Raw genomic sequence first — 25,440 nt, 5'->3', positions numbered from 1 at the left:
CTCAGCCGGCCGGCATCATCCCGAGTAGGCCGAACATCATCACGATGCCGGGCAGCAGGTTGGTCACCTGGTGCGCGATGATGCCGCCCCACAAACTCCCGGAATAGAGCCGGGCCAACGCAATTGGGATTGCCACCACCAGTAGCAGCGGTGCCCGCTGAGGTTCGAGGTGGGCGAGCGCGAACACCAGGGTGGACACCGTTACCGCCGTGACGCGTCCCCAGCGTTGTTCGAGCGCACCCCACAGCAGGCCGCGGTACACCACCTCTTCGCAGATCGGCGCGATGACCGCGACCAGCAGCAGGACGGTGATCGCCACCGGCCAGGTGGTGCGAACGCCTTCGAACACGCCTCCCACCGCCGACGTCGCGTCGGGCCCGACGATGGATTGGTAGAGCAACGCGGCAGGCAGCGTGACGAACAGTCCGCCGATGCCGAAGGCCAAACCGAGACCGATGGCACGCCAGGACCATTGCCACCGGAAGTCGATGCGGGGACCGTTGCCTCGCCATGTCGCGATCGCGACGGCCAGGGCCGCGGCGACCAGTGTCGGCACTCCGATCGCCAGGGTGATCAACCAGGGCGGTGGTGCGCCGGGAGGTGCGAACAGTCCGAACGATGCCGAGGTGAGCAGATAGACGGCCTCGACGATGACGAACGCACCGAGGCCCCAGCGGTGCGTGGGCCCGGCCGGTACGGTCGGCACTTCCTGAACGGCATCCATGCGGCCAGAGGCTACTGGCCCTGGACGGCCACCGTCACTTGGTCCCGAAGATCCGGTCACCGGCGTCTCCGACCCCGGGAACGATGTACCCAGCCGCGTCGAGTTCCCGGTCCAGTGCCGCAGCGTAGATGGGCACCTCGGGGTGTGCCTGCTGCATCGCCGCGACCCCCTCGGGGCAGGTCAGCAGGCAGACGAACTTGATGGATCGGGGCTCGTATTCCTTGATGCGGTCGATGGCGGCGACGGCTGAATTGCCAGTGGCCAGCATCGGATCGACGACCACCACGTCACGTTCGTGTAGATCGCCGGGAAGCTTGAAGTAGTACTCCACGGCCACACGCGTTTTCGGGTCGCGGTAGAGGCCGATGTGGCCGACCCGGGCGCTCGGAACCACGCTGAGCATGCCTTCCAGAATGCCGCTGCCGGCGCGCAGGATCGACACGAAGACCAGCTTCTTGCCGTCGATCACGGCTCCGGTCGTGGACTCCAGCGGGGTCTCGATGTCGATGTCGTGCACCGGGATGTCACGCAGCACCTCATAGCTCATCAGCATCGAGATCTCGTTGAGCAATTGGCGGAACCCGTTGGTGGACACGTCTTTCTGTCGCATCAGGGTCAGCTTGTGCTGAATCAGCGGGTGGTCGATGACATGCAGGTTGCCCATGGCTGACTCTCCTAGAAGACCGTGCCGTCGCTGATGATGGACAACGGAGGGCGGCCATCGCGCAGGCGTGCGGCGAGTTCCCGCCCGGTCGCCCAGGTTCCGCCCTCCAGTACGCAGGCCAGTGGCAGCTGCGGGGCGTTGAGATGGCGGCGGATCAGCGGCGCCAGCTCGTCGAGCAGTGCAACGGTCAGCGCCCGCCATTCGACCACGATCTCGTCGCCCACCGCCCAGTCTCTCTCGGCGAGTGCGGGATCGCGTAACCGCAGTACGCCGGTATCGAGCAGCAGACCGCCATTGCGGTATTCGGGCAACCCGGTCAGCGTATCGAGATCGGTGACCTGTACACCTGCCCATTCGAACGGCTCCAGGAGCGAGTAGGTCAGCCACTGCGAGAGCTTGTGAAACGGCATCCATCCGCGCGAGAGGCCGGGACCGGGGACCGCCCGATGCCTCCAGCAGTCACCGAGCGGTTGGCCACCGATGGCATTGTCGGTGAGCCACACTCCGGACAACGTGTCCAACACCGTCGAGAGCAGGTCGTCGGCCGCGACGGTCGGACCTGTCACGGTGTCGAACAACCCGCCGGGACGACCCTGCGGGCCGAACACATCGGGGCGAGCCGCCAATTGCGTGCCCAGCCGGTGCAGCAGCTCGACCCGACCGGCCAGCCCCACCAACGGATTTCCGGGACCCACCTGGAAGGCGCCGGCCAGACTGTCGGCGTCGAGGCGGTTCAGCGCGGTGGCATCGGCCCGCAGCGGATCGCTCGCGTCGTCGGAGAACAATCCACCGCAGAACGCATGCCAACTGGCCACCCCCAGCCCTTCCGATCGGGTCAGCCGAAGGCCCGTGCCGGATTCGAGGTAATGCCAGTCGGTTCCGGCCCCGGCATCCAGCAATACGCTGATCACGACCAGGTCGATCATCGAGCGGGCCTGGGTTGCGCCAACCACACCGGTTGTGCGCGTTGCCAACTCTGCGCGGCGGTCCAGGCCGCCGGCCTCGAAATGGCGCCACCGGCTGTGGTACGGGATGGCGAGCGTGGGGTAGCGGGTGCGGGTGACTTCGGCGACCTCGACTGCTGCGTGGTCCAGGGCGTCGTCGTCGACCGCGAACCAGGGCGAATCGCCGGCACGAGCGCGCTGCAGAAGATGTTGGGCCCGTTCGCGGATCGCGGCGGTGGTACGAAGGGCGGCGACGGCCGCCGAGCCGTCCAAGGTTGCGGTCATGGGGCAAGTCCGCGGCCCTTGGCGATCTTGAGTTCGTCCGCGCCCGGCACCGGCCCCGGGGTGAAGTAGCCGGCGGCCATCTTGGCGTCGATCTCGACCCGGGCGTCGGCGGGGATCAGGTCGTCGGGGATGTTGACCCGCTCGCCGACCTCGATCCCCGAACCGGTGATCGCGTCGTATTTCATGTTGCTCATCGAGACCAGGCGGTGGATCTTGCGTACCCCCAGCCAGTGCAGGACATCGGGCATGAGCTCCTGGAACCGCATATCCTGCACGCCCGCCACGCATTCGGTGCGGGCGAAGTACTGGTCGGCGGTGTCACCGCCGTCTTGGCGCTTGCGTGCGTTGTAGACCAGGAATTTGGTGACCTCGCCGAGTGCGCGGCCCTCCTTGCGTGAGTAGGCCACCAAACCGACGCCGCCACGCTGGGCCCCGGCGATACACTCCTCGATCGCGTGCGTCAGATAGGGCCTGCACGTACAGATGTCGGAACCGAAGACGTCCGAGCCGTTGCACTCGTCGTGTACCCGGGCGGTCAGTTCCACACTCGGATCGGCCAGATCGCGTGGGGCGCCGAAGATGTACACGGTCTGCCCGCCGATCGGGGGCAGGAACACCTCAAGGTCACCGCGGGTGACGAGTTCGGGGTACATGCCCCCGGTCTCCTCGAACAGCACGCGGCGCAGCGCGGTTTCGGTGCAGCCGAACCGGGCGGCCACCCCGGGAAGGAACCACACCGGCTCGATCGCGGCCTTCGTCACCAGCGCCGCACCATTTTCCAGGAGCACACGGCCATCCGGGTGCAGCCGGCCGGCCGCGATGGCCGTGGCGATCTCCGGCACGATGACATGAGCCTTGGTTACCGCGATGGTCGGCCGGATGTCGTAACCCGCCGCCAGTTCGGTGGTGAACGCGTCGGCGACCATCGCGCCCCAGGGATCCATGCTGACGATCGCATCCGGTTGGCTCCACTGCGGATACGGCCCGATCACGTCGGTGGGGGCGGTGTTGGTGAGATCGGCACGGTGCTCGGGCGAGAGCGCGCCCGCGGCAACGGCCAATGCGCGGTACACGCCATACGAGCCACTGTGGGTGCCGATCACGTTGCGATGCGCACGCGTGGTGGTGGTACCGATCACCGGACCGCGCTCGGCGGCGCTCGGTGCGGCCCACTGGATCGTCGGAGTACCCGCGACAGCACTGTGGGATGTCAGCCGGATATGCCGGGCCTTTGTCGGCTCCGCGGACACACCACCACCTGAGTCGGCGACCATTCCGGTGCTCCTTCCTCCGTGCATGTGCCCGGCTGAGACATTCCAGTCAACTCCGATTCGGCGGGTTCTGCATGCGGTGTGCCCGTACCGTCGGTCGGGTGCGGTGGATCGTGGACGCCATGAATGTGATCGGCTCGAAGCCGGACGGCTGGTGGAAGGACCGTCGAGGCGCGATGGTCGGTTTGGTCGAGCGGCTCGAGCGCTGGGCCTCGGCCGAGGGACACCGGGTGATGGTGGTGTTCGAAGGGCCGACGACGCCGCCGATCGAGTCCGCAGTCGTCGAGGTGGGTCACGCTCCGCGGGCGAGTGCGAACTCCGCCGACGACGAGATCGTGCGGTTGGTCGGGGCTGCTCCTCGACCCCGCGAGATCACCGTCGTGACATCGGACAGCGGGCTGGCCGCGCGCGTCCGCGAGGCTGGCGCGCTCGTGCAGCCGGCCGCCGGATTCCGCGATCTGATCGAGCGATTCTGAGTATCCGGGCGTTACGGTGCACTACCGTCACGACATGCTCGACGATGCGGTCAGCATCAGCGGTGTGGACCTGACCGATCCAGCGGTGTATGAGGCGGGTGTGCCATTCGAGGCATTCCGGGAACTTCGGCGGCGAGCTCCGGTGGCGTGGCATCCGTATTCGGACGGAGCGGGCTTCTGGGCACTCACCGGCTATGACGAGGTCCTCGCGGTGTCTCGGGACAGCGCGACGTGGTCCTCGCAACGAACCGGAGTGCTCTTCGACGTTCCGCTACCGGAGAATTCGTATCAACTCGAACTCATGATGCTGACGATGGACCCGCCGCGGCACAGCGCGCTTCGGACGCTGGTCAGCAAGGGGTTCACCCCGCGACATGTCACCCAGCTGCGCGAGCGGCTGGGCTGCCTGGCCGCCGAGATCGTCGACGGGGTGCTGGACCGCGGTGAGTGTGAATTCGTGTCCGACATCGCCGGCGCGTTGCCGTCGTATGTGATCGCCGAACTCCTCGGCATCTCCCACGAGGACGGTCGCCGCTTGTATTTCCTCACCGAGGCCATGAACTCGGAGCACGTCGGCGAAGCCACAGACACGGTGCTGCAGGCGCAGATCGAAATGTTTGAGTACGCGTCGGCGCTGGCGCAACGCAAGCGCGCCGAACCGGGCGATGACATTGCGACCGCGCTGCTCAATGCCGAGGTGGACGGCCAACACCTCACCGACCTCGAATTCAACATGTTCTTCCTGTTGATGATCAATGCCGGGGGAGACACCACCCGCAACCTGGTCTCGGCGGGAACACTGGCGCTATTGGAGCACCCGGACGAACACGCTCGGCTGGCGGCCGACCCTGGGCTGCTGTCCACGGCGGTCGAGGAGATGCTCCGCTATGTCAGTCCGGTGACCGCATTCACCCGCACGGCAACGAAAGACACTGAACTGCACGGCGTTCATATCGCCGAAGGCGAGCGGGTAGCGATGTTCTTCCCGTCGGCCAATCGCGACGAGGCACATTTTACCGATCCCGACCGGTTCGACATCGGACGAAATCTGAATCCGCACCTGGCTTTCGGTGGCGGCGGAACACACTTCTGTCTCGGCGCGAACCTGGCCCGGGTGGAAGCGGCGGCCATCTTCCCCGAAATTCTGCACCGGATGAAGGATCTCGAGGTCACCGGGCCGGTGCAGCGAGTGCGTTCGAACCTGATGAACGGCATCCATTCGATGCCAGTGCGGTTCAGCGCAGCGTGATCAGCTCGCCGGCGGTCGCGCAGGCCGCAGGCGTACCGTCTCGACCTCTTCGTCGATGATCAACTGCCGCAGGGTTTTCCGGTCAAACTTTCCGCTGGACAGGGTCGGTATCCGGTCACCGGTGGTCAGCGCCCACCGGGTCGGCACCTTGTAGGCGGACAATTGCTCCCGCGCATAGTCGGCGAGGGCGCTCAGGTCGAGATCCGCGGTGGGCACCACGACCGCGCAGACCTCCTCGCCGCGTTGCGGATCGTCGATGCCGACGACCACACATTGCGCCACGCCGGCAGACGCGGCGATGACCGCCTCGACCTCCAAGGGGGAGACGTTGGCCCCGGCGGCCTTGATCAGATCGGTGGTGCGCCCGACATAGAACAGACGGGGGTCGCCGTCGCGCCGGTACACCTTGTCGCCCGTGTGGTACCAGCCGTCGGCGTCGAAGGTCTCCGACCGTTCGCGCTTGTTGTACCCGGCCATGACCCCGATACCGCGGATCATGAGTTCGCCGGTCTCCCCGGACGCGACCGGGGAGCCGTGCTCATCGACGATGGCCATGTCGGTGAAGACGAATCCGCCTGCGGTCTCCGACATGGTGCGGTGCACCGGGAATCCGTCGGGCACATCGGTCATCGCGATATCCAGCGGGCCGTCGCGCAGCATCGGTGCACTGCTCAGGTCGCGGTCGGCGAACGACGGATGGTCGCGCAACCGCTGGGTGAACGCCGGCCAGCCCACAATCCCGGTGATCCGTTCCCGCTCAGCCAGATCCAGTGCGGTTTCCGGATCCAGTTTCGGCATGACCACCAGGGTGACGGGTTCGTGCAGGGCGCCGGTCACCGCGAGCAGTCCGCCGATCCAGAAGAACGGCATGGCGCACAAGATCCGGGACCGGTCCTGTGACCCGGTGATCGCCCGGATGGCGGCGGGCCAGGTCGAGGTCTGGCGCACCAGCGTGCCATGGGTGTGCAGGACGCCTTTGGGATCGGCGGTGGACCCGGATGTGTGCACCATGACGGCGAGGTCGGCGGGGGAGACCTCGGCCTCCGCGGCGGCCAGGACCTCGGCCGGTACCTGGTCGTCGGTCTCGTCGCCCTCGCGCGATGCCCACGGTCGGTTGCTGGCCCCGATCAGCGCGATATGGCGCAGATAGGGGGCGGCGCGCAGGGTCAGTCGGTTCGTGGCGTGGCCCGCCAGTTCGGGCAGGGCTGCCTCCAACCGTTCGGCGACGTCGATGTTGAGCACCGTGCTGGGGGCGACGAGCAGACCGATATCGGCCAGCCGCAACACTTTTGCGATCTCGGTGGGTGTGTACAGCGTGCTCAGCGGCACTGCCACCGCTCCGATCCGCGACACCGCGAGCCACCACGCCACCCACTCGGCACTGTTCGGGAAGAACAGGCCCACGCGACTGCCTTTGCCCACCCCTTCGTGCAACAGCCACCGCGCCAGCCGCGCCGACAATTGCTCGGCCTCGAGGTAGGTGAGCCGGCCGGTGGGGGTGACCAGGTATTCGGACTCACCGAACTCGGTGACACTGTGCCGAAGCAGCGCGGGCACGGTCAGCGGAGATTGCGTCACCCGCCCATCATCTCCAATGGGCGCGGGTAGGTCTGCCCGCGGTGGGTCAGTGACTCTCGCAGGCGGCGCATTCGTCACGTGGCGGGCGTGGGTCGTGGGGATTGTCGGGGTCGGGGTCACCGAACCACCGCGACGCCTCATGCTCGACGTAGGTGTCATGCCAGGACCACCACTCGTAGGGCTTGGTCTGCGGGTAGCCCGGCGGTGAGTCCTCCCAACTCTCCTGGCGGCCGAGCGCGGTCATGTCCAGGAAGTTCCAGGTGTTGACGAATACCTCGTCGCCCCGGCTGTCGATGAAGTAGGTGCGGAAGACCCGGTCGCCGTCGCGAATGAACGCATTGGTGCCGTGCCATTCGTCGACCCCGAAGTCCACGTCGAACTCTGCGCCCGCCCGGGGAACCATGGTGTACCACGGGTGGTTCCACCCCATGCGCGCCTTGATCCGGGCGATATCGGCCTGCGACCCGCGGGAGGCGTAGACGAGGGTGGTGTCGCGGGCGTTGAGATGGGCCAGGTTGCCGATGTGGTCGGCCATCAAAGAACAGCCGACGCAACCGTGCTCGGGCCAGCCGTGCACGCCGGGGTCGAGAAAGGCGCGGTACACGATGAGCTGCCGACGCCCGGCGAACAGGTCGAGCAGGGTGGCGGTGCCGCCGGGACCTTCGAACTCGTAGTCCTTGTCCACCGGCGTCCACGGCATGCGCCGGCGCAGGGCTGCGAGCCGGTCCCGCGCGCGGGTGAGTTCTTTTTCCTTGACCAGCATTTCGTCGAGTGCGGCCTGCCATTCCGTTGCCGGCACGATCGGTGGATTCTTCACGGTTGCTCCCGTCGTCGGTCCCTTGCGGTGCTCATCGAACATTCAACAAATCAGTTGAATAACCTGTCTCGAGAGAACCACGATCCACGGCTATAGTCAACAAGGTGGTTGAAGATCAAGTTCTGGACCGCGCATATTCGGCCCTGGCCGATTCGACTCGTCGTCGGCTGTTGGAGGCCCTGCGTGAGGGCGATGCCCGCATCAGCGACCTGGCCGCCCCGTTGCCCATGACCTTCGCCGGCGTCTCCCGCCATATCGGGGTGCTGGAAGCCGCCGGTCTGGTGCAGCGTGAAATCCGCGGTCGCGAGCACTGGGTGTCGCTCAAGCAGGACGGGTTGACGATGGCCCAGCAGTGGATGAGCGAGCAGACGGACTTCTGGTCGAGCCGCGCAGATGCGCTGGCCGCACGGTTGCGGCGTCAGGCGGGCTCCCGATGACCGACGCGCCGACGGTCCGCGTACAACGACTGATGCCTGCGGAGCCCGATGTGGTGTTCGACCAGTGGCTCGACCCGGAGTCGCTGCTGGAGTGGATGTGTCCCCGCCCGGTACGCTGCGTCGAGGTGGTGGTCGAGCCCCGCGTTGGCGGACTGGTGCGGTTCGACCTCGACGCTTCCGGTAGCAGCGTTCTGACCACCGGACAGTTTCTGGCCATCGAGCGCCCTCGCCTGCTCCGGTTCACCTGGAGCAACTCGAACTGGATCGATCCGACCGCCACCAGCATCGTCAATGTCGAATTCGAGCCGGCCGCCGACGGGCAGACGATGATGACCATCGAGCATTCCCTTTTGCCACCAGAGGAATTCGGCAACTTCCACAGCGGATGGACTCTCACGCTCGAGCAGCTGGCAATCTTCCTCGAGGGTGCCGCCACCTAGACTGCGGGCATGGACAGCGGCACCCAGGTTCAATACGAGGCTCCGGCAGGCCTGCTCCGCATCGAGGACTGCCTGGACGAGGCAGGCGGCATCGTGCTGCCCCCGGGGACGACCCTGATATCGCTCATCGACCGCAACATCGCTCATGTCGGTGACCTGGTCGCCTACCGCTACCTCGACTACAGCCACGCCGAGGAAGAGATCATCGAGCTGACCTGGACTCAGTTGGGCGTGCGGCTCCGGGCCGTCTCTGCGCGACTGCAGCAGGTTGCCGAGCGTGGTGACCGAGTCGCCATCCTCGCACCTCAGGGGCTTGACTATGTCGTCGGCTTCTTCGCCGCGATCAAGGCGGGCAACATCGCGGTGCCACTGTTCGCACCGGAATTGCAGGGCCACGCCGAACGACTCGAAACCGCGCTGCTCGATTCCCGTCCGACGACGGTGCTGACCACCTCCGCCGCCGATACCGCGGTGCAGGCGTTCCTGGCGAAGATGCCGGAGTCCGTGCGTCCCCGGGTGGTGCTCATCGATGAGGTACCCGATCATGAAGGGGACGACTTCGCTCCGATCCCGGTAGATCCCGACGACATCTCCCACCTGCAGTACACGTCGGGTTCGACGCGTGCCCCGGTCGGAGTGGAGATCACCCACCGTGCGGTCGGCACCAACCTGCTACAGATGATCCTGTCCATCGATCTGCTGAACCGAAACACCCACGGCCTCAGCTGGTTACCGCTCTATCACGACATGGGTCTGTCCATGATCGGATTCCCCGCGGTGTACGGCGGGCACTCGACGCTCATGTCACCGACCGCGTTCGTCCGGCGCCCCCAGCGGTGGGTCCGGGCCATGTCGGAGGCATCGAAGCACGGCCGCGTCATCACGGCCGCACCGAATTTCGCCTACGAATGGACCGCCCAACGTGGTGTGCCTGAAGCGGGGGAGGACATCGATCTGAGCAATGTGGTGCTCATCATCGGTTCCGAGCCGGTAATCCCCGAGGTGATAACGACATTCAATGAGGTGTTCGCGCCCTACGGGCTGCCGCCGACCGCGTTCAAGCCGTCGTACGGCATCGCCGAGGCGACCCTGCTGATCTCGACGATCGCTCCGGCCGAGCAGTCGTCGGTGGTTTACTTCGACCGTGAGCACCTCGCCGTCGGGCGTGCGGTCCGCGTCGACGCGCACGCTGAAGGTGCCGTCGCCCATGTGTCGTGTGGCCATCCGGCCCGCAGCTTGTGGGCGGTGATCGTCAACCCCGCGACTGCCGACCGACTCTCCGAGGAATTGCCCGACGGTGAGATCGGGGAAATCTGGTTGCACGGCAACAACATCGGTCGGGGCTACTGGGGTCGGCCCGAGGAGACGCGCAAGACATTCGGGGTGTCGCTGCACTCGCGCCTTGCCTCGGGCAGTCACGCCGACGGGCTTCCCGGGCACGCCACCTGGCTGCGCACCGGCGATCTCGGGGTGTATTTCGAGGGGCAGTTCTATGTGACCGGGCGGCTGGCCGACCTGGTGCAGATCGACGGTCGCAGCCACTACCCACAGGACATCGAGGCCACCGTGGCGGACGCCTCGCCACTCGTCCGGCGCGGCTATGTCACGGCATTCACCGTGACCACTGATGCCGGCGCCGATGGTGACGGCGCCCGGCTGGTGGTGATCGCCGAACGCGCGGCCGGCACCAGCCGCGCCGACCCTCGGGAGGCTGTTGAGGCCATCAGCGCTGCGGTGGCAGCGCGGCACGGGCTGAGGGTGGCGGATCTGCGTTTCCTTCCGGCAGGTGCGATCCCGCGGACCACGAGCGGCAAGCTGGCCCGGCTGGCCTGTCGCGGTGAGTATCTGGAGGGCACCTTGGGCGTGCGGTGACCGTTCGCCGCAGGCATGCTGCTGGGTATGAGCAGAGACGAGATCACCGCCGCGATCGTGGAAGCCCGCCTGACCAAGGGCCTGACCTGGCAGCAGCTGGCCGATGCCATCGACAAACCCGTGGTGTGGACGGTGTCTGCGCTGCTCGGACAGCATCCGGTTCCGGTCGAATCCGGCAAGATCATCGTGGACCTGCTCGGATTGGACGAGTCGGCGATCCCGGTGCTGGCCGCGGTGCCGATGCGTGGTGGACTGCCGACGGCCGTGCCCACCGACCCGACCATCTACCGCTTCTACGAGGCGCTTCAGGTGTACGGCGGCGCGCTCAAGGAACTCATCCACGAACAGTTCGGTGACGGCATCATGAGCGCCATCAACTTCAGCCTCGACGTGCAGCGCAAATCGCACCCTGCCGGTGATCGGGTGGTGGTGACGTTCGACGGAAAGTTCCTGCCGTACGACTGGACTGCCGCGGAAAAATAGCATCCGCGGCTAGTTGACGTTCGTCCCGGCTGATGTCTGGCTATGGCCAAGTGGGGCGCCGACGGTCGATGATTACCTGATATCAGACGGCGACGGTAAGGATCTCCATGTCTACACATCGAGCTGTTCACGTCCAGTCTTCCGGCGGTGCCCTGGAACTCGTTGACGCACAAACCCTCTCACCAGAGCGGGGGCAGGTACGGGTGGCAGTGGCCGCGTGCGGGGTCTGCGGCACCGATCGGGCCATCGTCAACGGCGGGTTCCCGGGCATGACCTGGCCACTGACTCCCGGCCATGAGATCGCGGGCACCATCGTCGAAGTCGGCCCGGGCGTCACCGATTTCGCGGTGGGCGACCGTGTCGCGATCGGCTGGTTCGGCGGCCACTGTGGCGTCTGCATCCAGTGCCGGAAGGGCCTGTTCATTCATTGTGAGAAGGGGCAGATTCCGAGCCTGCATTACCCGGGCGGTTACGCGGAATCGGTGACGGTGCCGGCCAATGCACTCGCCCGGATCCCCGACGAACTCTCCTTCGCCGAAGCTGCCCCGATGGGGTGTGCGGGGGTGACCACGTACAACGCCCTTCGCCACACCCGTGCACTTCCGGGTGATCTCGTTGCGGTGCTCGGCGTCGGCGGCTTGGGCCACCTCGGTCTGCAGTTCGCCCACGCTATGGGCTTCGAGACGGTCGCGATCGCCCGTGGCCCCGGCAAAGAGGCGGATGCGCGCTCGCTGGGCGCCAGGCACTACATCGATTCGACCGCCGGGGACGTCAGCGCAGCACTGCGTGACCTGGGCGGTGCGGCCGTGGTCCTGGCTACCGTGGGCAATTCGCAGGCGATGGCCGACACGGTTGGCGGGCTGGCCCCGCGTGGCGAGCTGGTGGCGATCGGGGTGTCGGCGGACCCGTTGCCGATCAGCCCGGTGCAGCTGATCCAGCCTGCCCTGAGCATCTCCGGGCATCCCTCGGGGACCGCTCGTGACGTGGAGGAGACAATGCATTTCGCGGTGCTGTCGGGTGTTCGGGCCCTGATCGAGGAGCGCCCGCTCGACGACGCGGCAGAGGCCTATGCCGCGATGGAGCACGGGCAGGCGCGCTACCGCATGGTCCTGACGATCTGATCTTTCTCACCCCGCCGGTCGCCGCGAGCAGGTAGCGTCGGTACTTCGTTTGCTGGACGACGAATCGGTGGGGGCCGGGGATGACGTGGAAGCGGATGATGACGGTTGCCGGGGGGATCTTCTCCGGTAGGTCACGTGGCGTTGCCGGGAAGTTCGCCCGTGATATCTACTCTGCCCCGGTGCATTTCACCCCGGGACGTCTCAGAGCGCTGGTATCCGCCGCACTTGTCGTGCTCTCCTGGTCCGCGGCCGCACCGGCGTCGGCAGTACCCCTTCCGTCGGCGCAGATCGACTACGGCGGCATGATGCGTACGTATCGGCTCCATCTACCTGCCGGCGGCCCACCATCCGGGCTGGTCGTCAACCTGCATGCCGCCGGTGCGACCGGAGCCGACCAGGCCGCGCTCACCCATTACGACGCGGTGGCAGACGCCTACGGGTTGGCCGTGGTCTACCCGGACGGCATCGATTACAGCTGGGCTGACGGCCGCGGCGCCTCTGTGCCGGACCGTCAGCGGGTCGACGATGTCGGGTTCATCGCGACCCTCGTCGATCGTCTGGTGGCCGAGAACGCGATCCCGAGGGGCCGGGTATATGCCACCGGTCTGTCGGCCGGCGGATTCATGGCCAACCGGTTGGCCTGTGATCGGGCCGACCTGTTCGCGGCCATCGCCCCGGTCGCGGGCACCCTCGGGACGAATGTCGGTTGCAATCCGTCGAGGCCGGTTTCGGTCCTGGCCACATATGGGACGGCGGACCCCGTTGTGCCGTTCAACGGCGGACCGATGACGGGGCGTGGGGGAGGAAGCACGGTGGTGTCGGGACCCGCGATGGTGGACCGGTGGCGCCAGATCAACGGCTGCCCGGCTCCGTCTGACGAGGTGCTGCCCAGCACCGGCGACGGCACCGAAACCCACCGCATCGCCTCGGATGGGTGTGCCGCCGGAACTTCGGTGGTGTTCATGCGGGTCGACGGGGGCGGGCACACCTGGCCGGGCGTGCCCGAGATCCTTCCGGTGCAGTCCGTTGGAGCGGCCAGTCGGGCTTTCGATGCCTCGGACGCCTCGGCGCAGTTCTTCGCCGCTCACGGCAGATAGTCGCCGGCCCTGCGGTTCCAGCGCTGGCCGCCAATATTCATCACGCCGCGATAAACCCGCCACCTGGTCCGATCAGTCGACCAGTGCTGATCGAATAGCGCTCTGCGCCAAATGAATTCACAACGCGGGGGTGACCGTGCGTAGTCAAGTGCGGCGGCGTCGGGCCGGCCTGCAACGCCGGGGCGGATCGTCCCCCGGCCATAGGGTTTCTCCCGTGGTGGACTGGCACAGCTGGCATGAAGACTATGACCGACCCGATTCGGCGCTGGCGCACCGGCTTCGCGCCGTGCAGACCTTGATCAGACAAGCGCTGGACGACGCTCCGGCCGGCCCGCTTCGGGTCGTCAGCTTGTGCGCCGGCCAAGGCCGGGACCTGCTCGAGGTACTGGCCGGGCATCCGCGACGCGACGATGTCCGGGCGCGCCTGGTCGAGTTGGATCCCCGCAACGCCGAGGTCGCCGCCGAGAAGGTGAGCAGCTATGGGTTGACCGGCGTCGAGGTGGTGATCGGAGATGCCGCGCTCATCGACCACTACGCGGACCTGGTCCCTGCCGACGTCGTGGTGGCCTGCGGCATCTTCGGCAACATCACCGACGAGGACATCGAACGGGCCATCGGCTTCCTCCCGCAGCTGACGAAGACCGGCGGCACCGTGCTGTGGACCCGGGGGCGCACCGTTCCCGACCGGGTTCCCTTGATCCTCAACTGGTTTGACGAGCGCGGTTTCGACCTGGTCTGGGTGTCGCCACCGGATGTGAGCTATGGCGTGGGAGCGCATCGCTTCACCGGGTCCCCTGAACCGTTGGCGCCGGGCGCGCAGATCTTCACCTTTGTCGGCTCCGATGTGATCCGGGCCGCCGACCGCGCCCGCTGACGACACCGCGGGCCGAGGCGTAGTTCCACCGGGAGCCGACCGTTCATCAGTACGCTTTTCAACGATGGCTGAGGAAGGTCTGAACGGCAGGGACCGCTTGCGCGGCGGGCTGCGCATGGCCCTGCGAGGGCGCCGCGACCCGGCACCGGTCGCCGGCCGACGCAGTCGCGCGTCGGCGGGGATGGGTGACGTGCACACCCGCAAGGTCCTCGACCTGACCATCCGGCTCGCGGAGGTGATGCTGTCGTCGGGCTCGGGTACTGCCGATGTCGTGGCCACCACCCAGGACGTCGCACAGGCCTACCGGCTCACCGACTGCGTCGTCGACATCACCGTCGCGACGATCATCGTGTCGGCACTGCCGACCGCGGACAGCCCGCCGGTAACGATCATGCGGGCGGTACGGACCAGGTCGACGGATTACACCCGGCTCGCTCATCTCGATCGATTGGTTCGGCGCATCACCGCCGGCGGTATCACCGTCGACGAGGCGCACGAGGCCATGGATGAGCTGACCGAGAGCCCGCATCCGTTTCCTCGATGGCTCGCGACCGCCGGGTGGGCGGGTTTCGCGCTCGGCATCGCGATGTTGCTGGGCGGCAACTGGTTGACCTGTCTGCTGGCCAGCCTCACCGCCGCGCTGATCGACCGGGTCGGCCGGCTGCTGAACCGAATCGGTACACCGTTCTTCTTCCAGCATGCGGTCGGGGCGGCGATCGCGACGTTGATCGCTCTGGCCGCCTACCGCTACACCGGTCAGGGTCTCAGCGCCCTGGTCGCCACCGGGATCGTGTTGTTGTTGTCCGGGATGACCCTGGTCGGTGCCGTGCAGGACGCGTTGACCGGGTACATGGTCACCGCAGTCGCGCGGCTCGGTGACGCGGTGTTTCTCACCGCGGGAATCGTCGTCGGCATCACCGGCGCACTGCAGGCCGCCACGCTGCTGGGGGTCGAGATCGAACTGCACGTCAACGCGGCCGGCACCTTCATCACGCCGAGGGGACCGGTGCCGATAATCCTGGCGGTTGTGGGTGCCGCGCTGGCCGGAATCTGCCTGACCATGGCCAGCTATGCACCACTGCGCTCATTGCCCACAGCCGGGCTGGCGGCCGGGCTGGCGGAGCTGACATTGATCGGGCTGGGGACAGCCGGGTTCGGCCAGTGGGCGGCCACCGGGATCGCGGCGGTCGGTGTCGGTTTCCTGGCCACGTTGATCTCCATTCGCCGGCAGTCTCCGGCGCTGGTGACGGCGACGGCCGGCATCATGCCGATGCTCCCCGGCCTCGCGGTGTTCTGGGCGGTGTTCGCCTTCGCCGTGGACGAGAAGTTCGGTGAGGGGCTCGCGCACCTGCTGACCGCGGCAGCGACAGCGCTGGCCCTCGGCAGCGGCGTGGTGTTGGGTGAGCTGCTCGGCTCGCCACTTCGGTACCGTGCCGGACGCATCGGTGAGTACTTCCGTAAAGAAGGACCGCCTGGGCTGCGCCGCGCAGTCGGCCAGGTGGTCCGGCTCCAACCCGCTGACAACACCCCCGCCGTCGGCGCCCAACGCGAAAGCGTCCCGTTGGAAGCGGCACCGGCCGAAGAGTCCGACGCCGATGAGAGCGAAGACCAGGGCCACTGAAATCAGGCGATCAGGGCGATCCCACACCGGGAATGTCGACGCGTGCCTGCAGGATCCGACCCGTCGAGGAGCCGGCCAGAAGACCTTCGTGAGTTGTTTCGTCGACCACGAGATACAGCGTTCGTCCGTCGTGGCCGCCGAGCGCCGGGGCCACCGCCCATCCGCTGTCGATCTCGATGCGATGGGTGATCTCGCCACCGGCGAGCACGCGCAGGAACTCCCCGGTGTCATAGCAGCCGACCCAGACGCCTCCCGCGGTGTCGACGCACAACCCGTCGGGGTGCCGGTGCGGACCGAGGTCGGCGAACACGGTCGGCGAACTGAAGCTGCCGTCGGGACCGGCGGTGAACGCCAGCAGCCGCGAGCCGTGTGTCTCGCTGACCACCAGGGTCGACTCATCGGGTAGGAACGCCAGGCCATTGGGCATCGACAACCCGGTGGCGACCACCTGCACGGTGCCGTCGGGGGCGACCAGGCCGATCCCGCCGGTCAGGCCGCCGCCGTCGGCGATGTATAGGTCGACGTACGCCCGGCCGTCCGGCGCGACCACCAGATCGTTGGTGGACCACGCCAGGTCGCTGACGTCGTAGGTGGCCGTCACGCTCCCGCGCGCGTCGGCATGGTGCAGCTGCGCTGCGAAGAGCGTCGACACCACGAGGGTTCCGTCGGGTAGCCACCCGAGACCGGAAGCACGCGCGAGCTCGACCTCGACTGCGAGGTCACCGGCCGCGCCGGCCGAGTACACCCGGCCGGCCAGGCCATCGGTGAACCACAGGCGGTCACCGTGCCAACGGGGCCCCTCGCCGTAGACGATCCCGTCGACGAACGGGACTGCGGCGAGGGCCTCGATGGATGTCATCGGGCCCTCAGGTCCGGTTCAACCGATCAGGTGAACGGGAGGAAGTCGCCGTTGACCCAGACGCCCCAGTGGCCGCCGGCAGGCAGGTTCCACCAGACCATCGGCTTGCCCTGCCAGGTCTCAGCCGGCTTCTTCGGCGCGTTCGGCGGTGGCGGCAGGCTCGGATCCGGTTCCGCGCTCGCGATGGCGGTGCCGAGGCCGAGGGCGGCCCCGATCAGGCCTGTGGCCGCGATGGTGGCCAGGGTTGCCTTGCTTCCGAACATGAATGTCCACCTCGGTGCTTGACTCTGAACTTGGATACCCGAAGCTTAGCCAAACGAAGTGATTGAGTCTGCACTTGAGGTCGGCGACGGGGTCATACGTCATCCTGAACCAGCGCGACATGGGCTGACACCGAGATCAGAAAGATTTCGGTCTTCGATGTCGAGAATCGCCGCGATGGCTCCGTCCCAGATGTGAGCGACCAACTAGGGTCGCGAACCTGAAGGGAGAATCACATGGCCAAGTACCTGTTTCTCAAGCACTACCGAGGCGCGCCCGCGTCCGTCAACGACATCCCGATGGACCAGTGGACACCAGACGAGATCCAGGCCCACCTCCAGTACATGAACGACTTCGCGGACCGGCTGAAGGACAGCGGTGAGTACGTCAACAGCCAGGCCCTCGCCCCGGAGGGCGCCTGGGTCCGCTACGACGGCGAGGGCAGGCCACCGGTGACCGACGGCCCGTTCGCCGAGACCAAGGACCTGATCGCGGGCTGGATGATCGTCGACGTCGACTCCTACGAGCGGGCCGTCGCGCTGGCCGGAGAACTGTCGGCGGCGCCCGGCGCCGGCGGCAAGCCGATCCACGAGTGGCTCGAGGTGCGCCCGTTCCTGACGGCCTCGTCGACCGTCACCGAGTAGATGGCCGCCGGCGCGGTGGACGAGCAGCAACTCCGCGATCTGATTCCCGGTGTCCTGGCTGCCCTCGTCCACCGCGGGGCCGACTTCGCGACGGCCGAGGACGCCGTGCAGGAAGCCCTGGTCCGGGCCTGGGAAACCTGGCCGAGCCGCCAACCCGACGACCCGAAGGGCTGGCTGATCACCACGGCGTGGCGGCGTTTCCTCGACGTCACCCGCTCCGACGCGGCGCGGCGTAACCGTGAGGTCCGGGTCTCGGCCGAACCGGCCGCCGGAGCCGCGCCCGCGGCCGACGACACGCTGCAGCTCTACTTCCTGTGCGCGCATCCGAGCCTGACCTCGTCGTCCGCCGTCGCATTGACGCTGCGCGCGGTCGGCGGCCTGACCACACGCCAGATCGCGCAGGCCTATCTCGTGCCGGAATCGACGATGGCGCAACGGATCAGCCGCGCCAAGCGCACTGTGGCCGAGGTGCGGCTGGACAGTCCCGGGGACCTGGGCACCGTGCTGAGCGTGCTGTACCTGGTGTTCAACGAGGGCTACAGCGGCGATGTCGACCTGGCAGCCGAGGCGATCAGGTTGGCCCGTCAATTGGCCAGGACCACCGACGATCCGGAAGTCAGCGGCCTGCTCGCACTGTTCCTGCTGCACCATGCCAGGCGCCCGGCTCGCACCCGCGCCGACGGGAGCCTGGTTCCGCTGGCGGAGCAGGACCGCACGCTGTGGCAGCGCCATCTCATCGCCGAGGGTGTGTTCGTGCTGCAAGCCGCGCTGGCACGCGACCGGCTCGGGCAGTACCAGGCGCAGGCGGCGGTGGCGGCGCTGCATGCCGACGCCCAGTCCGCCGAGGAGACCGACTGGGTGCAGATCGTCGAGTGGTACGACGAACTCGTGGCGCTCACCGACAGTCCGGTGGTGCGACTCAACCGCGCTGTCGCCGTAGGTGAGGCCGACGGGCCGCAGGCGGGGTTGGCCGCGCTCGCCGAACTCGACCCGGCACTGCCGCGCCACACCGCGGCGGCCGCCTATCTGCACGAGCGTGCAGGCGACATCTCGATGGCGGCACGGCTCTACGTGAAGGCGGCGGCCGAGGCGCAATCGCTGGCCGAGCGCAACCATCTCACCCTGCGGGCATCTGTTCTGCACGGTCGTATTTCCAGGGAGGACGGCTAACCTCCTAGTTGTGGGCAGCAGTCGAATGAGGGTGTTGATCATCGGTGGGGGATTCGGCGGTCTGTTCTGTGCGCGCCGACTGGGCGGAACCGACGTTGACGTGACCCTGCTGGACCGGGCGGCGGGACACTTGTTCCAGCCCCTCCTGTACCAGTGCGCCACCGGAACGTTGAGCTTCGGACAGATCAGCCGTCCGCTGCGTGAGGAGTTCGAGCGACACCGCAACGTGACCACGTTGCTCGGCGAGGCGGTCGACGTCGACCCGCAATTGCGGCAGGTGACCGCCCGACGGCCGGATGAGACGACGTTCACCATCGACTACGACGTGCTCGTGGTGGCCGCGGGGATGCAGCAGTCCTACTTCGGCAACGAGCACTTCGCGCAGTGGGCCCCGGGGATGAAGACGCTCGACGATGCGGCCAACATCCGTCAGCGGGTGCTCACCGCCTTCGAAATCGCCGAGACGTTGCCGCCGGGACCTGAGCGTGACGGTTGGCTCACGTTCGCCGTCACCGGTGGTGGCCCCACCGGGGTGGAGCTGGCCGGGCAGATACGAGAGATGGCAACCCGCACTCTGGCGCACGAGTTCCACAGCATCGAGCCCGAGGAAGCCAGAGTGCTGCTGTTCGACGGTGGCGAACGGGTTTTGAAGGCTTTCTGTCCGGAACTGGGGGAGAAGGCGACACGGTCGCTACAGCGGCTGGGCGTCGAACTGCACATGGGGGTCCGTGTGACCGACGTCGGCCGGGACGGGGTGACCGTCAGCCCGAAGTCCGGCGGTCCCGATGAGCAGTACGTGGCACGAACCGTGCTGTGGACCGCTGGAGTCGAGGCCGTGCCCTTTGCCCGGCATGTCGCCAAGGTGTTGGGCGCGGAGTCTGACCGTAGCGGGAGAATCACTGTCGGACCGGATCTTTCGGTCGCCGGCTATCCCGAGATTTTCGTGATCGGAGATCTGGCCGGCCGCGAGAATCTGCCCGGGGTCGCCGAGAACGCGATGCAGGGTGGGCTGCACGTCGCTTCGTGCATTCGTCGGGAACTCGCCGGCAAGCCCCGACGGCCGTTCCGCTACCGGGACCTCGGCTCAGCGGCGTATATCGCTCGGGGACAGGCACTTCTGCAAGTCGGCCCGGTCAAGGTCGCTGGTGTTCTCGGATGGCTGGCATGGGGTTTCCTCCACATCGCATTTCTGACCGGCATCCGTAACCGGGTCAGCACGGTCAGCACCTGGCTGGCCACCATCGCGCGGGCCCGCCGTGCGCACCGGGCGTTCATGCTCGGAGCGACCGGCCTCCCCGAGCAGCGATACACGTGGACCACATGGGACGCGCTGACACCGCCGCCGCCCGAAGTGCCTCCGGGCGGAAGCGACGGCTAGTACAGCAACAACAGTTTGTGACCAATATGGCTGTTGCGGTGAGTGATCCGCTGTGCAGTCAGAGGTGCTGGAGTGGTCGACAGGGCACCGCGTTCAGTGCGCGGTTCGTAGCAGGCGGCGAAGAAGAAGGGCGTCTTGATTATGGGTATCTTCTTGAAGATCACTTATGATTCACAAGGAGGGAAAACGGCGGAAAAGGCCACCATAAACCAGGGCATCCTGGACGACGTTCTCAATAGCCTGAATGACTACGCCTGGCAGGATCGAATTGCTCCCCAATTGCGGAACCTTGATGCCCAGTTCAGCCACATTGCGCTCGGCCTGATCCTGCGGTTCTATCACAAGGTCAATGTCGAGAAGGGCGACCTGAGGTCGCTTGTTCGGTATATCAAGAAAGACGACAAGCTTCTGGTCGATCAGATGCTCGTCGTAGACGAGTATGAGGAGCTATCGGAATGGGAGACGAGGACACATCTTTGCGACGATATCGTGAGTCATCTTGAGCAATCCCTCATGAAGTACAGGGACCGCTTCCAAGACTTTGATGCCGTTGCGTTCATTCCGTTCCTCAGAGAGAGATTCGAAGAGATCAAGCAGCAAGGAAATCGCTAGGGCGTGTCTCCTAGATACGCGTGCCTGCGTTGGCGACACTGGGCATCGTGTCTCGCACCGAACACCTCACCGATGCGCAGTGGTCGCTGATCGAACCGATGTTGCCGTCTTCTGACGGCCTGCGGGGTCGCCCGTTGCGGAACAATCGCCGGGTCGTCGAGGGCATCGTGTACCGGTACCGCGCTGGTATTGCGTGGCGCGACGTGCCTGCGGAATTCGGTCCGTGGCAGACGATCTGGAAGCGTCACCGTCGCTATGCCGGCGACGGAACCTGGGACACGATCTTGGCCGCGCGGACCCGGCCGGACGCGGTGCTCGGCGACAAGGCTTTTTCGTCGAAAGCCAACCGGAGGCATCTGCGGGCACGGGGCCTCGAGGCGGTGATCACCGAACCGGACGACCAGAAACGCAATCGCGTCCGACGAGGCAGTCGCGCGGGACGTCCGGTCCAGTTCGATGCAGAGAAGTACAAGGGACGCAACGTCGTTGAGCGGTCATTCTGCACCCTCAAGCAGTGGCGGGCATTGGCCACCCGCTACGACAAACTCGCGCTTACCTACCGAGCCGGCGTGATGCTCTCAGCAGTTTGTACCTGGCTCAGGCTCCTTGCCGATTAGGAGACATGCCCTAGATCCTGGACACGCAGACCGGCTGAGGTGCGCTACGCGCCTCGGGCCGGCCGGGCCTGAAGGTCGGGGGCGGCGGCCGCGAGCAGGGCCTGTCGGTCACCGGTCAGCGGCGGGTAGATCCGTTCGGTGTTGATGGTCTTCTTGGTGGCCTTGGCCGCCGCGCCCGTCGCCACGACATCGCGATCCCAGCCCTCGGTGTAGACCGCACCGGCCGGGCCTAGATCGAGAACAGTGACATACCAAGGGATTCGCAGCGCGCGCATGGGCCGACCGAGCAGGTCGCCGATCACGTTGTATCCGGCGTATCGGCCCATCGGCCTGCCGTGTTGACACGACATCACTGACAGGTGGCCATCGTCGACCCGCGCGGCGGCCACGTCGCCGGCCGCGAACACCGCGGGCACGCCCTCGACGCGCAGGTAGTCGTCGACCGGCAGCCGACCGAACCGGTCCAGTGTCACCGGCAGTTGCGCCGTCAGTGCGTTGGCGCGCATTCCCGCGCACCACACCACGGTGGCCGTGGGTATCGTGTCGCCCGATGACAACGTCACTGCGCCGATATCGACGGCGCGCACGCTGACACCGGTCATGACCTGAACTCCGTTGTCGCACAATGCGGTTTCGATCACCGGGCGCGCCGAGGCGCCCATGTCCGAGCCGACCTGCGGGTTGTGGTCGACGAGCAGGACCTTCGGCGCCGGGGAGCCGTCGAAGATCGCGGCCAGCCTCGTGGGCAATTCGCAGGCGGTCTCGATGCCGGTCAGTCCCGCCCCGACCACAACGACCGTGCCGGCACCCGATGTCTGCGGATTTGCAGCCAACGTATCCAGATGAGCCGCGAGGCGGCTGGCGCCGGCGAACGTGTCGACGTCGTAACCGAACTCGGCCAGTCCGGGGATACCTGGTCGTGCGACCCGGCTGCCGGCGGCCAACACCAGTCGGTCGTAGCCGAGGGTCAGCGTTCGTCCATCCTGGTGCGCCGTGACATTCCGGGCCCCGGCATCGATTGCGGTGACCTCGGCGAGGACATGGACGATGCCGACGGGATCCAGCAGCTTCTCCAACGGGATTCGGCAGTCGGTGAGATCGGTCTCGTAGTTGCGGACGCGGATGTCGTGGAAGGGACGCTCGCTGACCACCGTGATCTGCACGCCGTCCGCCGCTGGTCCGAGTTCGTCGACGCGCCTGGCCGCACCGAGCGCCGCCCACAACCCGGCGAAACCTGATCCGACGATCAGTACTCGCCCCACTGGTTCAGCCTGCCATGCGAGACAAATCGGGGTCGCCGATCAGCGCGCCGGCTGCCCAGACGCGACCTGTTCGTCGCGCGAGTACAGCGCGTGACCGGTGGGGTGTGCGACGATGCACGGACCGCCCGGTACCCGCCCTGTTTGCCGAACAGGAGTTCTAGCGGGTGAGACAGAGAGGACCGCCGGATAGATGACCGAAGTGCATCGGGCCACGCTCCGCGTCAAAGGGGCGAAGCTCGCGATCGCAGGCTTGACCGTCGTCGGTGCTGTGCTGGCCACCGCCGGTCAGGCGGCAGCAGACCCTGTCGTGCCCGACCCGGCACCGGCACCGTCGGATCCGGCGCTGGCGGCCCCGCCGCCGCCCGCGCCGGTCGGTCCGCCGCAGGTGCCCGAGATCGCGAACCCGGTGTACGGCTCCGGGCAGTACGGATCGGGCCCGGTCGGCACGCTGAGGGATCTCTGGCATCAGGCCCACGACCCGGGCGGCTTCCAGGGCGGCGGGGGAGCGCCCGAGGGTGTCGCACCGCCTCCCGGCGCAGGTCCGGCTCCGCCGCTGCCGCCCGGCTACAAATCGATCAACGCTCCCGGCTCGGAGACACCGGTCACGGCGCCGGCACCCGGCAGCGCTCCGGCCGGCCCGGCGCTGCCACCTGGCTACTACTCGCTGAACGGCCCACCTCCGCCCGGATACGAGTACAACGCACCGGGTCAGCGCCCCCCGGCACCACCTGCGGCCCCTACGCCGTAACCGCGCGTCCCAATACGTGGCGCAGCGCCTGATCCAGGTGGGGATGGCGGAAGCGGTGATCGGCGGCGGTAAGAACCGCAGGAACGGCCCGCTGGCTGGCGCAGGCCAGTTCGCGGGCACCTTGATCGCCCAGCAGTACCCGTGGCCCCAGCGCGGGCACCGGCAGAACTGTCGGGCGGTGCAGGACGCGGCCGAGCGTGTCGGTGTATTCAGCGTTGCGCACCGGCTCCGGGGCCACGGCGTTGACCGGGCCGGACAGTCCCTCGTCCCACAACGCGCGGTAGTAGATGTCGACCAGGTCGTCGATGCCGATCCAGGGCAACCATTGTTGTCCGTCGCCGATGCGGCCGCCGAGCCCGACGGCGAACAGCGGACGCAACAGTCGAAGCGTGCCGCCGCTCGGAGATTGCACGATCCCGGTACGGATCCGCACCACGCGCGCCCCGGATTGTTCCGCCGGGGCCAGCGCGTCCTCCCAGTCGGCCACGACATCGGCGAGGAACCCATCGCCGCGCTCACTGGTCTCGGTGAGAACCTCGTCGGCGCGGTCGTACCCGTAGAAACCGACCGCTGACGCGCTGACCACCACCCGCGGCCCGGGATCGGTGTCGGCGATCAGTTCGGCGAGCCGGCGGGTCGGCCCGATGCGGCTGTCGCGAATCGCGCGGCGGTGCCCATCGGTGAACCGGCCGGCGATCGAAGCACCGGCAAGGTGGATGACGGCGTCGACCCCGGTGAACAGGTCCGGGTCGGGATCGGTCGGGTTCCATTGCCGTTCAGCAGGTTTGGCTGCCGCATGGCGGACCAGCCGGATGACGCGGTGGCCACCGGTGCTCAGAAATGCGGTCAACGCTGACCCGACCAACCCGGACGCGCCAGTGACCGCGACCGTCAGCGGCGCCAGTCCCTGTGCGCGGGCCTCTTGGTGGGCCGCGAGGTCGTCGGCGAGTTGGCGATGACGGTAGGCGAACATCGGACGCAGGAAATGGCCGGGCACCAGCGTCTCGACACGGTCGGTCATCCGGGTGTGGGTGGCGTCGACGGCTTCGAATTCGTGAATGTGCTTCCAGCGCAACGCCAGTGCCGCGGGCAGCGAGGCCGGCCCACCGCGGGCTATCTGGTCGACGAAGCGTCGTGGCGGGTCGTACGCGTCGGCCTGGTGCTCAGCCACCCAGCGCAGCCCGCCGGGGAGCGCGAGTTCAGCGCGGCCGTCGCGCAGTGAAGTGGCCTCGGACTTGAGCTGCATCGCCTGCCACGGCGGTGACAGCCTGGCGAACGCGCCCGATCGGCTGTGCCAGGCGAAGACTTCGTCCTGCGGGGCGTCGACGATGCTGGAGTACACCAATCCCATCGGACGACGTTACCTGCAGGATCCGAGCCGGGGGCGGCTCCGTGACCGCCTTTACGGGGTAGCCTGCCTCGCCCGCATGCCGGCATAGGCGAACAACAGTCCGGTACCGATCTCGGAAAGGGCTGTCACCCAGGAGAACCAGGTGACATTGATGCGGGGACCGCTGAGGTAGCTGTCCTGGAAATCCGGCCAGAAATTCGGCAGCAGATGTGCATAGGTGAACAGCAGCGCGCTGCCGACACCGGTGAAGATCGCGACGTCGGCCGCTCGGGGATGACCGCGCAAGGCCATGGTGATCGCGATGATGACGACCACGCCCTGAATCATGCCGCCGGCCATGACGAACATCGGTGATGCCGACATTCCGCGGAGCAGATGGTCGAGCACGTGCAATCCCCAGCCGGCCAGGAATGTCCATGCTGTCAGGCGCAGAAAGCGTTGTGTCTGAACGGTTGTCGGTGTCGTCACAGGACCCCCATTCGAACTACTACACGCGATAGTAGAACGATGTGGGCGCCTGTGGCAATAGCCGCGAGCAAGGCGCTCGCTACCCGTGGCACCCTTGGCACATGGCTGTCGCGCGAT

Annotated in this window: 27 protein-coding genes; 16 read left to right on the top strand and 11 right to left on the bottom strand. The window is 67.0% G+C overall.

The window, feature by feature from the left end:
- Window position 1 precedes the first annotated feature (1 nt).
- From EYZ64_RS16695 to EYZ64_RS16680, 4 genes are read right to left on the bottom strand one after another with little or no spacing between them, the layout of a single operon-like run.
- Complete coding sequence (locus EYZ64_RS16695; RefSeq protein WP_135454881.1) at window positions 2-724, bottom strand: CPBP family intramembrane glutamic endopeptidase; 723 nt, start codon at window positions 722-724, stop codon at window positions 2-4.
- A 34-nt stretch (window positions 725-758) separates the two neighbouring features.
- Window positions 759-1,388, bottom strand: coding sequence for a uracil phosphoribosyltransferase (gene upp / locus EYZ64_RS16690; RefSeq protein WP_135454879.1), 630 nt, complete (start codon window positions 1,386-1,388; stop codon window positions 759-761).
- Window positions 1,389-1,399: 11 nt separating this feature from the next.
- On the bottom strand, window positions 1,400-2,617 hold the full coding sequence (locus tag EYZ64_RS16685; protein ID WP_135454877.1) for a URC4/urg3 family protein: 1,218 nt from the start codon (window positions 2,615-2,617) through the stop codon (window positions 1,400-1,402).
- Window positions 2,614-3,891, bottom strand: a complete 1,278-nt coding sequence (locus EYZ64_RS16680) for a GTP cyclohydrolase II (protein WP_135454875.1) — start codon at window positions 3,889-3,891, stop codon at window positions 2,614-2,616. Before EYZ64_RS16680 ends, EYZ64_RS16685 begins: the two co-directional genes overlap by 4 nt.
- A 98-nt stretch (window positions 3,892-3,989) precedes the next feature.
- On the opposite strand from EYZ64_RS16680, the gene EYZ64_RS16675 reads away from it, so the two are divergent.
- The gene (locus EYZ64_RS16675) at window positions 3,990-4,364 is read left to right on the top strand and encodes an NYN domain-containing protein (protein WP_167857860.1); all 375 of its coding nucleotides are present in this window, start codon (window positions 3,990-3,992) and stop codon (window positions 4,362-4,364) included.
- Window positions 4,365-4,428: 64 nt separating this feature from the next.
- Window positions 4,429-5,613: a cytochrome P450 gene (locus tag EYZ64_RS16670; protein WP_210115662.1), complete on the top strand. Its 1,185-nt coding sequence runs from the start codon at window positions 4,429-4,431 to the stop codon at window positions 5,611-5,613.
- Here the strand turns inward: EYZ64_RS16670 and EYZ64_RS16665 are convergent, their stop codons facing one another.
- Both EYZ64_RS16665 and EYZ64_RS16660 read right to left on the bottom strand, forming a co-directional pair.
- Window positions 5,614-7,191 (bottom strand): class I adenylate-forming enzyme family protein, encoded by a 1,578-nt coding sequence (locus EYZ64_RS16665; RefSeq protein ID WP_135454871.1) that lies wholly within the window; start codon window positions 7,189-7,191, stop codon window positions 5,614-5,616.
- Window positions 7,192-7,237: 46 nt separating this feature from the next.
- On the bottom strand, window positions 7,238-8,008 hold the full coding sequence (locus EYZ64_RS16660) for a DUF899 domain-containing protein (protein WP_135454868.1): 771 nt from the start codon (window positions 8,006-8,008) through the stop codon (window positions 7,238-7,240).
- A 104-nt stretch (window positions 8,009-8,112) separates the two neighbouring features.
- Between EYZ64_RS16660 and EYZ64_RS16655 the strand changes: the two genes are divergently transcribed.
- The 8 genes from EYZ64_RS16655 to EYZ64_RS16620 all read left to right on the top strand — a co-directional run bounded on the left by EYZ64_RS16655 (window position 8,113) and on the right by EYZ64_RS16620 (window position 15,953).
- Window positions 8,113-8,445 carry an ArsR/SmtB family transcription factor gene (locus tag EYZ64_RS16655; RefSeq protein ID WP_135454866.1) on the top strand — a complete coding sequence of 111 codons (333 nt, stop codon included), beginning with the start codon at window positions 8,113-8,115 and terminating at the stop codon, window positions 8,443-8,445.
- Window positions 8,442-8,885 (top strand): SRPBCC family protein, encoded by a 444-nt coding sequence (locus tag EYZ64_RS16650; protein ID WP_135454864.1) that lies wholly within the window; start codon window positions 8,442-8,444, stop codon window positions 8,883-8,885. The genes EYZ64_RS16655 and EYZ64_RS16650 overlap by 4 nt, the downstream gene beginning before the upstream one ends.
- Window positions 8,886-8,894: 9 nt before the next feature.
- Window positions 8,895-10,757, top strand: coding sequence for a fatty acyl-AMP ligase (locus tag EYZ64_RS16645; RefSeq protein ID WP_135454862.1), 1,863 nt, complete (start codon window positions 8,895-8,897; stop codon window positions 10,755-10,757).
- Window positions 10,758-10,784: 27 nt separating this feature from the next.
- Window positions 10,785-11,240, top strand: a complete 456-nt coding sequence (cynS, locus tag EYZ64_RS16640) for a cyanase (RefSeq protein ID WP_135454860.1) — start codon at window positions 10,785-10,787, stop codon at window positions 11,238-11,240.
- A 107-nt stretch (window positions 11,241-11,347) separates the two neighbouring features.
- Window positions 11,348-12,361: an alcohol dehydrogenase catalytic domain-containing protein gene (locus tag EYZ64_RS16635; RefSeq protein ID WP_135454859.1), complete on the top strand. Its 1,014-nt coding sequence runs from the start codon at window positions 11,348-11,350 to the stop codon at window positions 12,359-12,361.
- A 230-nt stretch (window positions 12,362-12,591) separates the two neighbouring features.
- The gene (locus EYZ64_RS16630) at window positions 12,592-13,458 is read left to right on the top strand and encodes a CE1 family esterase (protein ID WP_450071926.1); all 867 of its coding nucleotides are present in this window, start codon (window positions 12,592-12,594) and stop codon (window positions 13,456-13,458) included.
- A gap of 214 nt (window positions 13,459-13,672) precedes the next feature.
- Window positions 13,673-14,332 carry a class I SAM-dependent methyltransferase family protein gene (locus EYZ64_RS16625; protein ID WP_135454858.1) on the top strand — a complete coding sequence of 220 codons (660 nt, stop codon included), beginning with the start codon at window positions 13,673-13,675 and terminating at the stop codon, window positions 14,330-14,332.
- Window positions 14,333-14,396: 64 nt separating this feature from the next.
- Complete coding sequence (locus tag EYZ64_RS16620) at window positions 14,397-15,953, top strand: threonine/serine exporter family protein (protein WP_167857858.1); 1,557 nt, start codon at window positions 14,397-14,399, stop codon at window positions 15,951-15,953.
- A 10-nt stretch (window positions 15,954-15,963) separates the two neighbouring features.
- Here the strand turns inward: EYZ64_RS16620 and EYZ64_RS16615 are convergent, their stop codons facing one another.
- Complete coding sequence (locus EYZ64_RS16615) at window positions 15,964-16,812, bottom strand: SMP-30/gluconolactonase/LRE family protein (protein ID WP_135454855.1); 849 nt, start codon at window positions 16,810-16,812, stop codon at window positions 15,964-15,966.
- A gap of 26 nt (window positions 16,813-16,838) precedes the next feature.
- The gene (locus tag EYZ64_RS16610) at window positions 16,839-17,075 is read right to left on the bottom strand and encodes a hypothetical protein (RefSeq protein WP_135454854.1); all 237 of its coding nucleotides are present in this window, start codon (window positions 17,073-17,075) and stop codon (window positions 16,839-16,841) included.
- A 234-nt stretch (window positions 17,076-17,309) separates the two neighbouring features.
- Here EYZ64_RS16610 and EYZ64_RS16605 point away from each other — a divergent pair, with 234 nt between their 5' ends.
- From EYZ64_RS16605 to EYZ64_RS16585, 5 genes are all read left to right on the top strand, one after another.
- Entirely contained in the window at window positions 17,310-17,717 is a 408-nt protein-coding gene (locus EYZ64_RS16605; protein ID WP_135454852.1) for a YciI family protein, read from the top strand.
- Window positions 17,718-18,887: an RNA polymerase sigma factor gene (locus tag EYZ64_RS16600; protein WP_167857857.1), complete on the top strand. Its 1,170-nt coding sequence runs from the start codon at window positions 17,718-17,720 to the stop codon at window positions 18,885-18,887.
- Between the two features lie 25 nt (window positions 18,888-18,912).
- Complete coding sequence (locus tag EYZ64_RS16595; RefSeq protein ID WP_135460059.1) at window positions 18,913-20,265, top strand: NAD(P)/FAD-dependent oxidoreductase; 1,353 nt, start codon at window positions 18,913-18,915, stop codon at window positions 20,263-20,265.
- A gap of 141 nt (window positions 20,266-20,406) precedes the next feature.
- Window positions 20,407-20,877 (top strand): Imm44 family immunity protein, encoded by a 471-nt coding sequence (locus EYZ64_RS16590; protein WP_135454850.1) that lies wholly within the window; start codon window positions 20,407-20,409, stop codon window positions 20,875-20,877.
- Window positions 20,878-20,924: 47 nt separating this feature from the next.
- Window positions 20,925-21,494 (top strand): transposase, encoded by a 570-nt coding sequence (locus tag EYZ64_RS16585; protein WP_135454847.1) that lies wholly within the window; start codon window positions 20,925-20,927, stop codon window positions 21,492-21,494.
- 44 nt (window positions 21,495-21,538) lie between these two features.
- Here the strand turns inward: EYZ64_RS16585 and EYZ64_RS16580 are convergent, their stop codons facing one another.
- A complete protein-coding gene (locus EYZ64_RS16580) occupies window positions 21,539-22,756 on the bottom strand; it encodes an NAD(P)/FAD-dependent oxidoreductase (RefSeq protein ID WP_135454845.1) in 1,218 nt (405 codons plus the stop codon).
- A gap of 190 nt (window positions 22,757-22,946) precedes the next feature.
- On the opposite strand from EYZ64_RS16580, the gene EYZ64_RS16575 reads away from it, so the two are divergent.
- Window positions 22,947-23,504, top strand: coding sequence for a hypothetical protein (locus EYZ64_RS16575; RefSeq protein WP_135454843.1), 558 nt, complete (start codon window positions 22,947-22,949; stop codon window positions 23,502-23,504).
- On the opposite strand, the gene EYZ64_RS16570 is transcribed toward EYZ64_RS16575, so the two are convergent.
- Window positions 23,494-24,855, bottom strand: a complete 1,362-nt coding sequence (locus tag EYZ64_RS16570; protein WP_135454841.1) for a TIGR01777 family oxidoreductase — start codon at window positions 24,853-24,855, stop codon at window positions 23,494-23,496. The genes EYZ64_RS16575 and EYZ64_RS16570 overlap by 11 nt on opposite strands.
- A 51-nt stretch (window positions 24,856-24,906) precedes the next feature.
- A complete protein-coding gene (locus EYZ64_RS16565) occupies window positions 24,907-25,323 on the bottom strand; it encodes a hypothetical protein (protein ID WP_135454839.1) in 417 nt (138 codons plus the stop codon).
- Window positions 25,324-25,440 lie beyond the last annotated feature (117 nt).

It is taken from the genome of Mycobacterium sp. DL99, assembly GCF_004762045.1.
GTDB lineage: Bacteria > Actinomycetota > Actinomycetes > Mycobacteriales > Mycobacteriaceae > Mycobacterium.
This window is presented reverse-complemented; position numbering and strand designations above follow the sequence as displayed.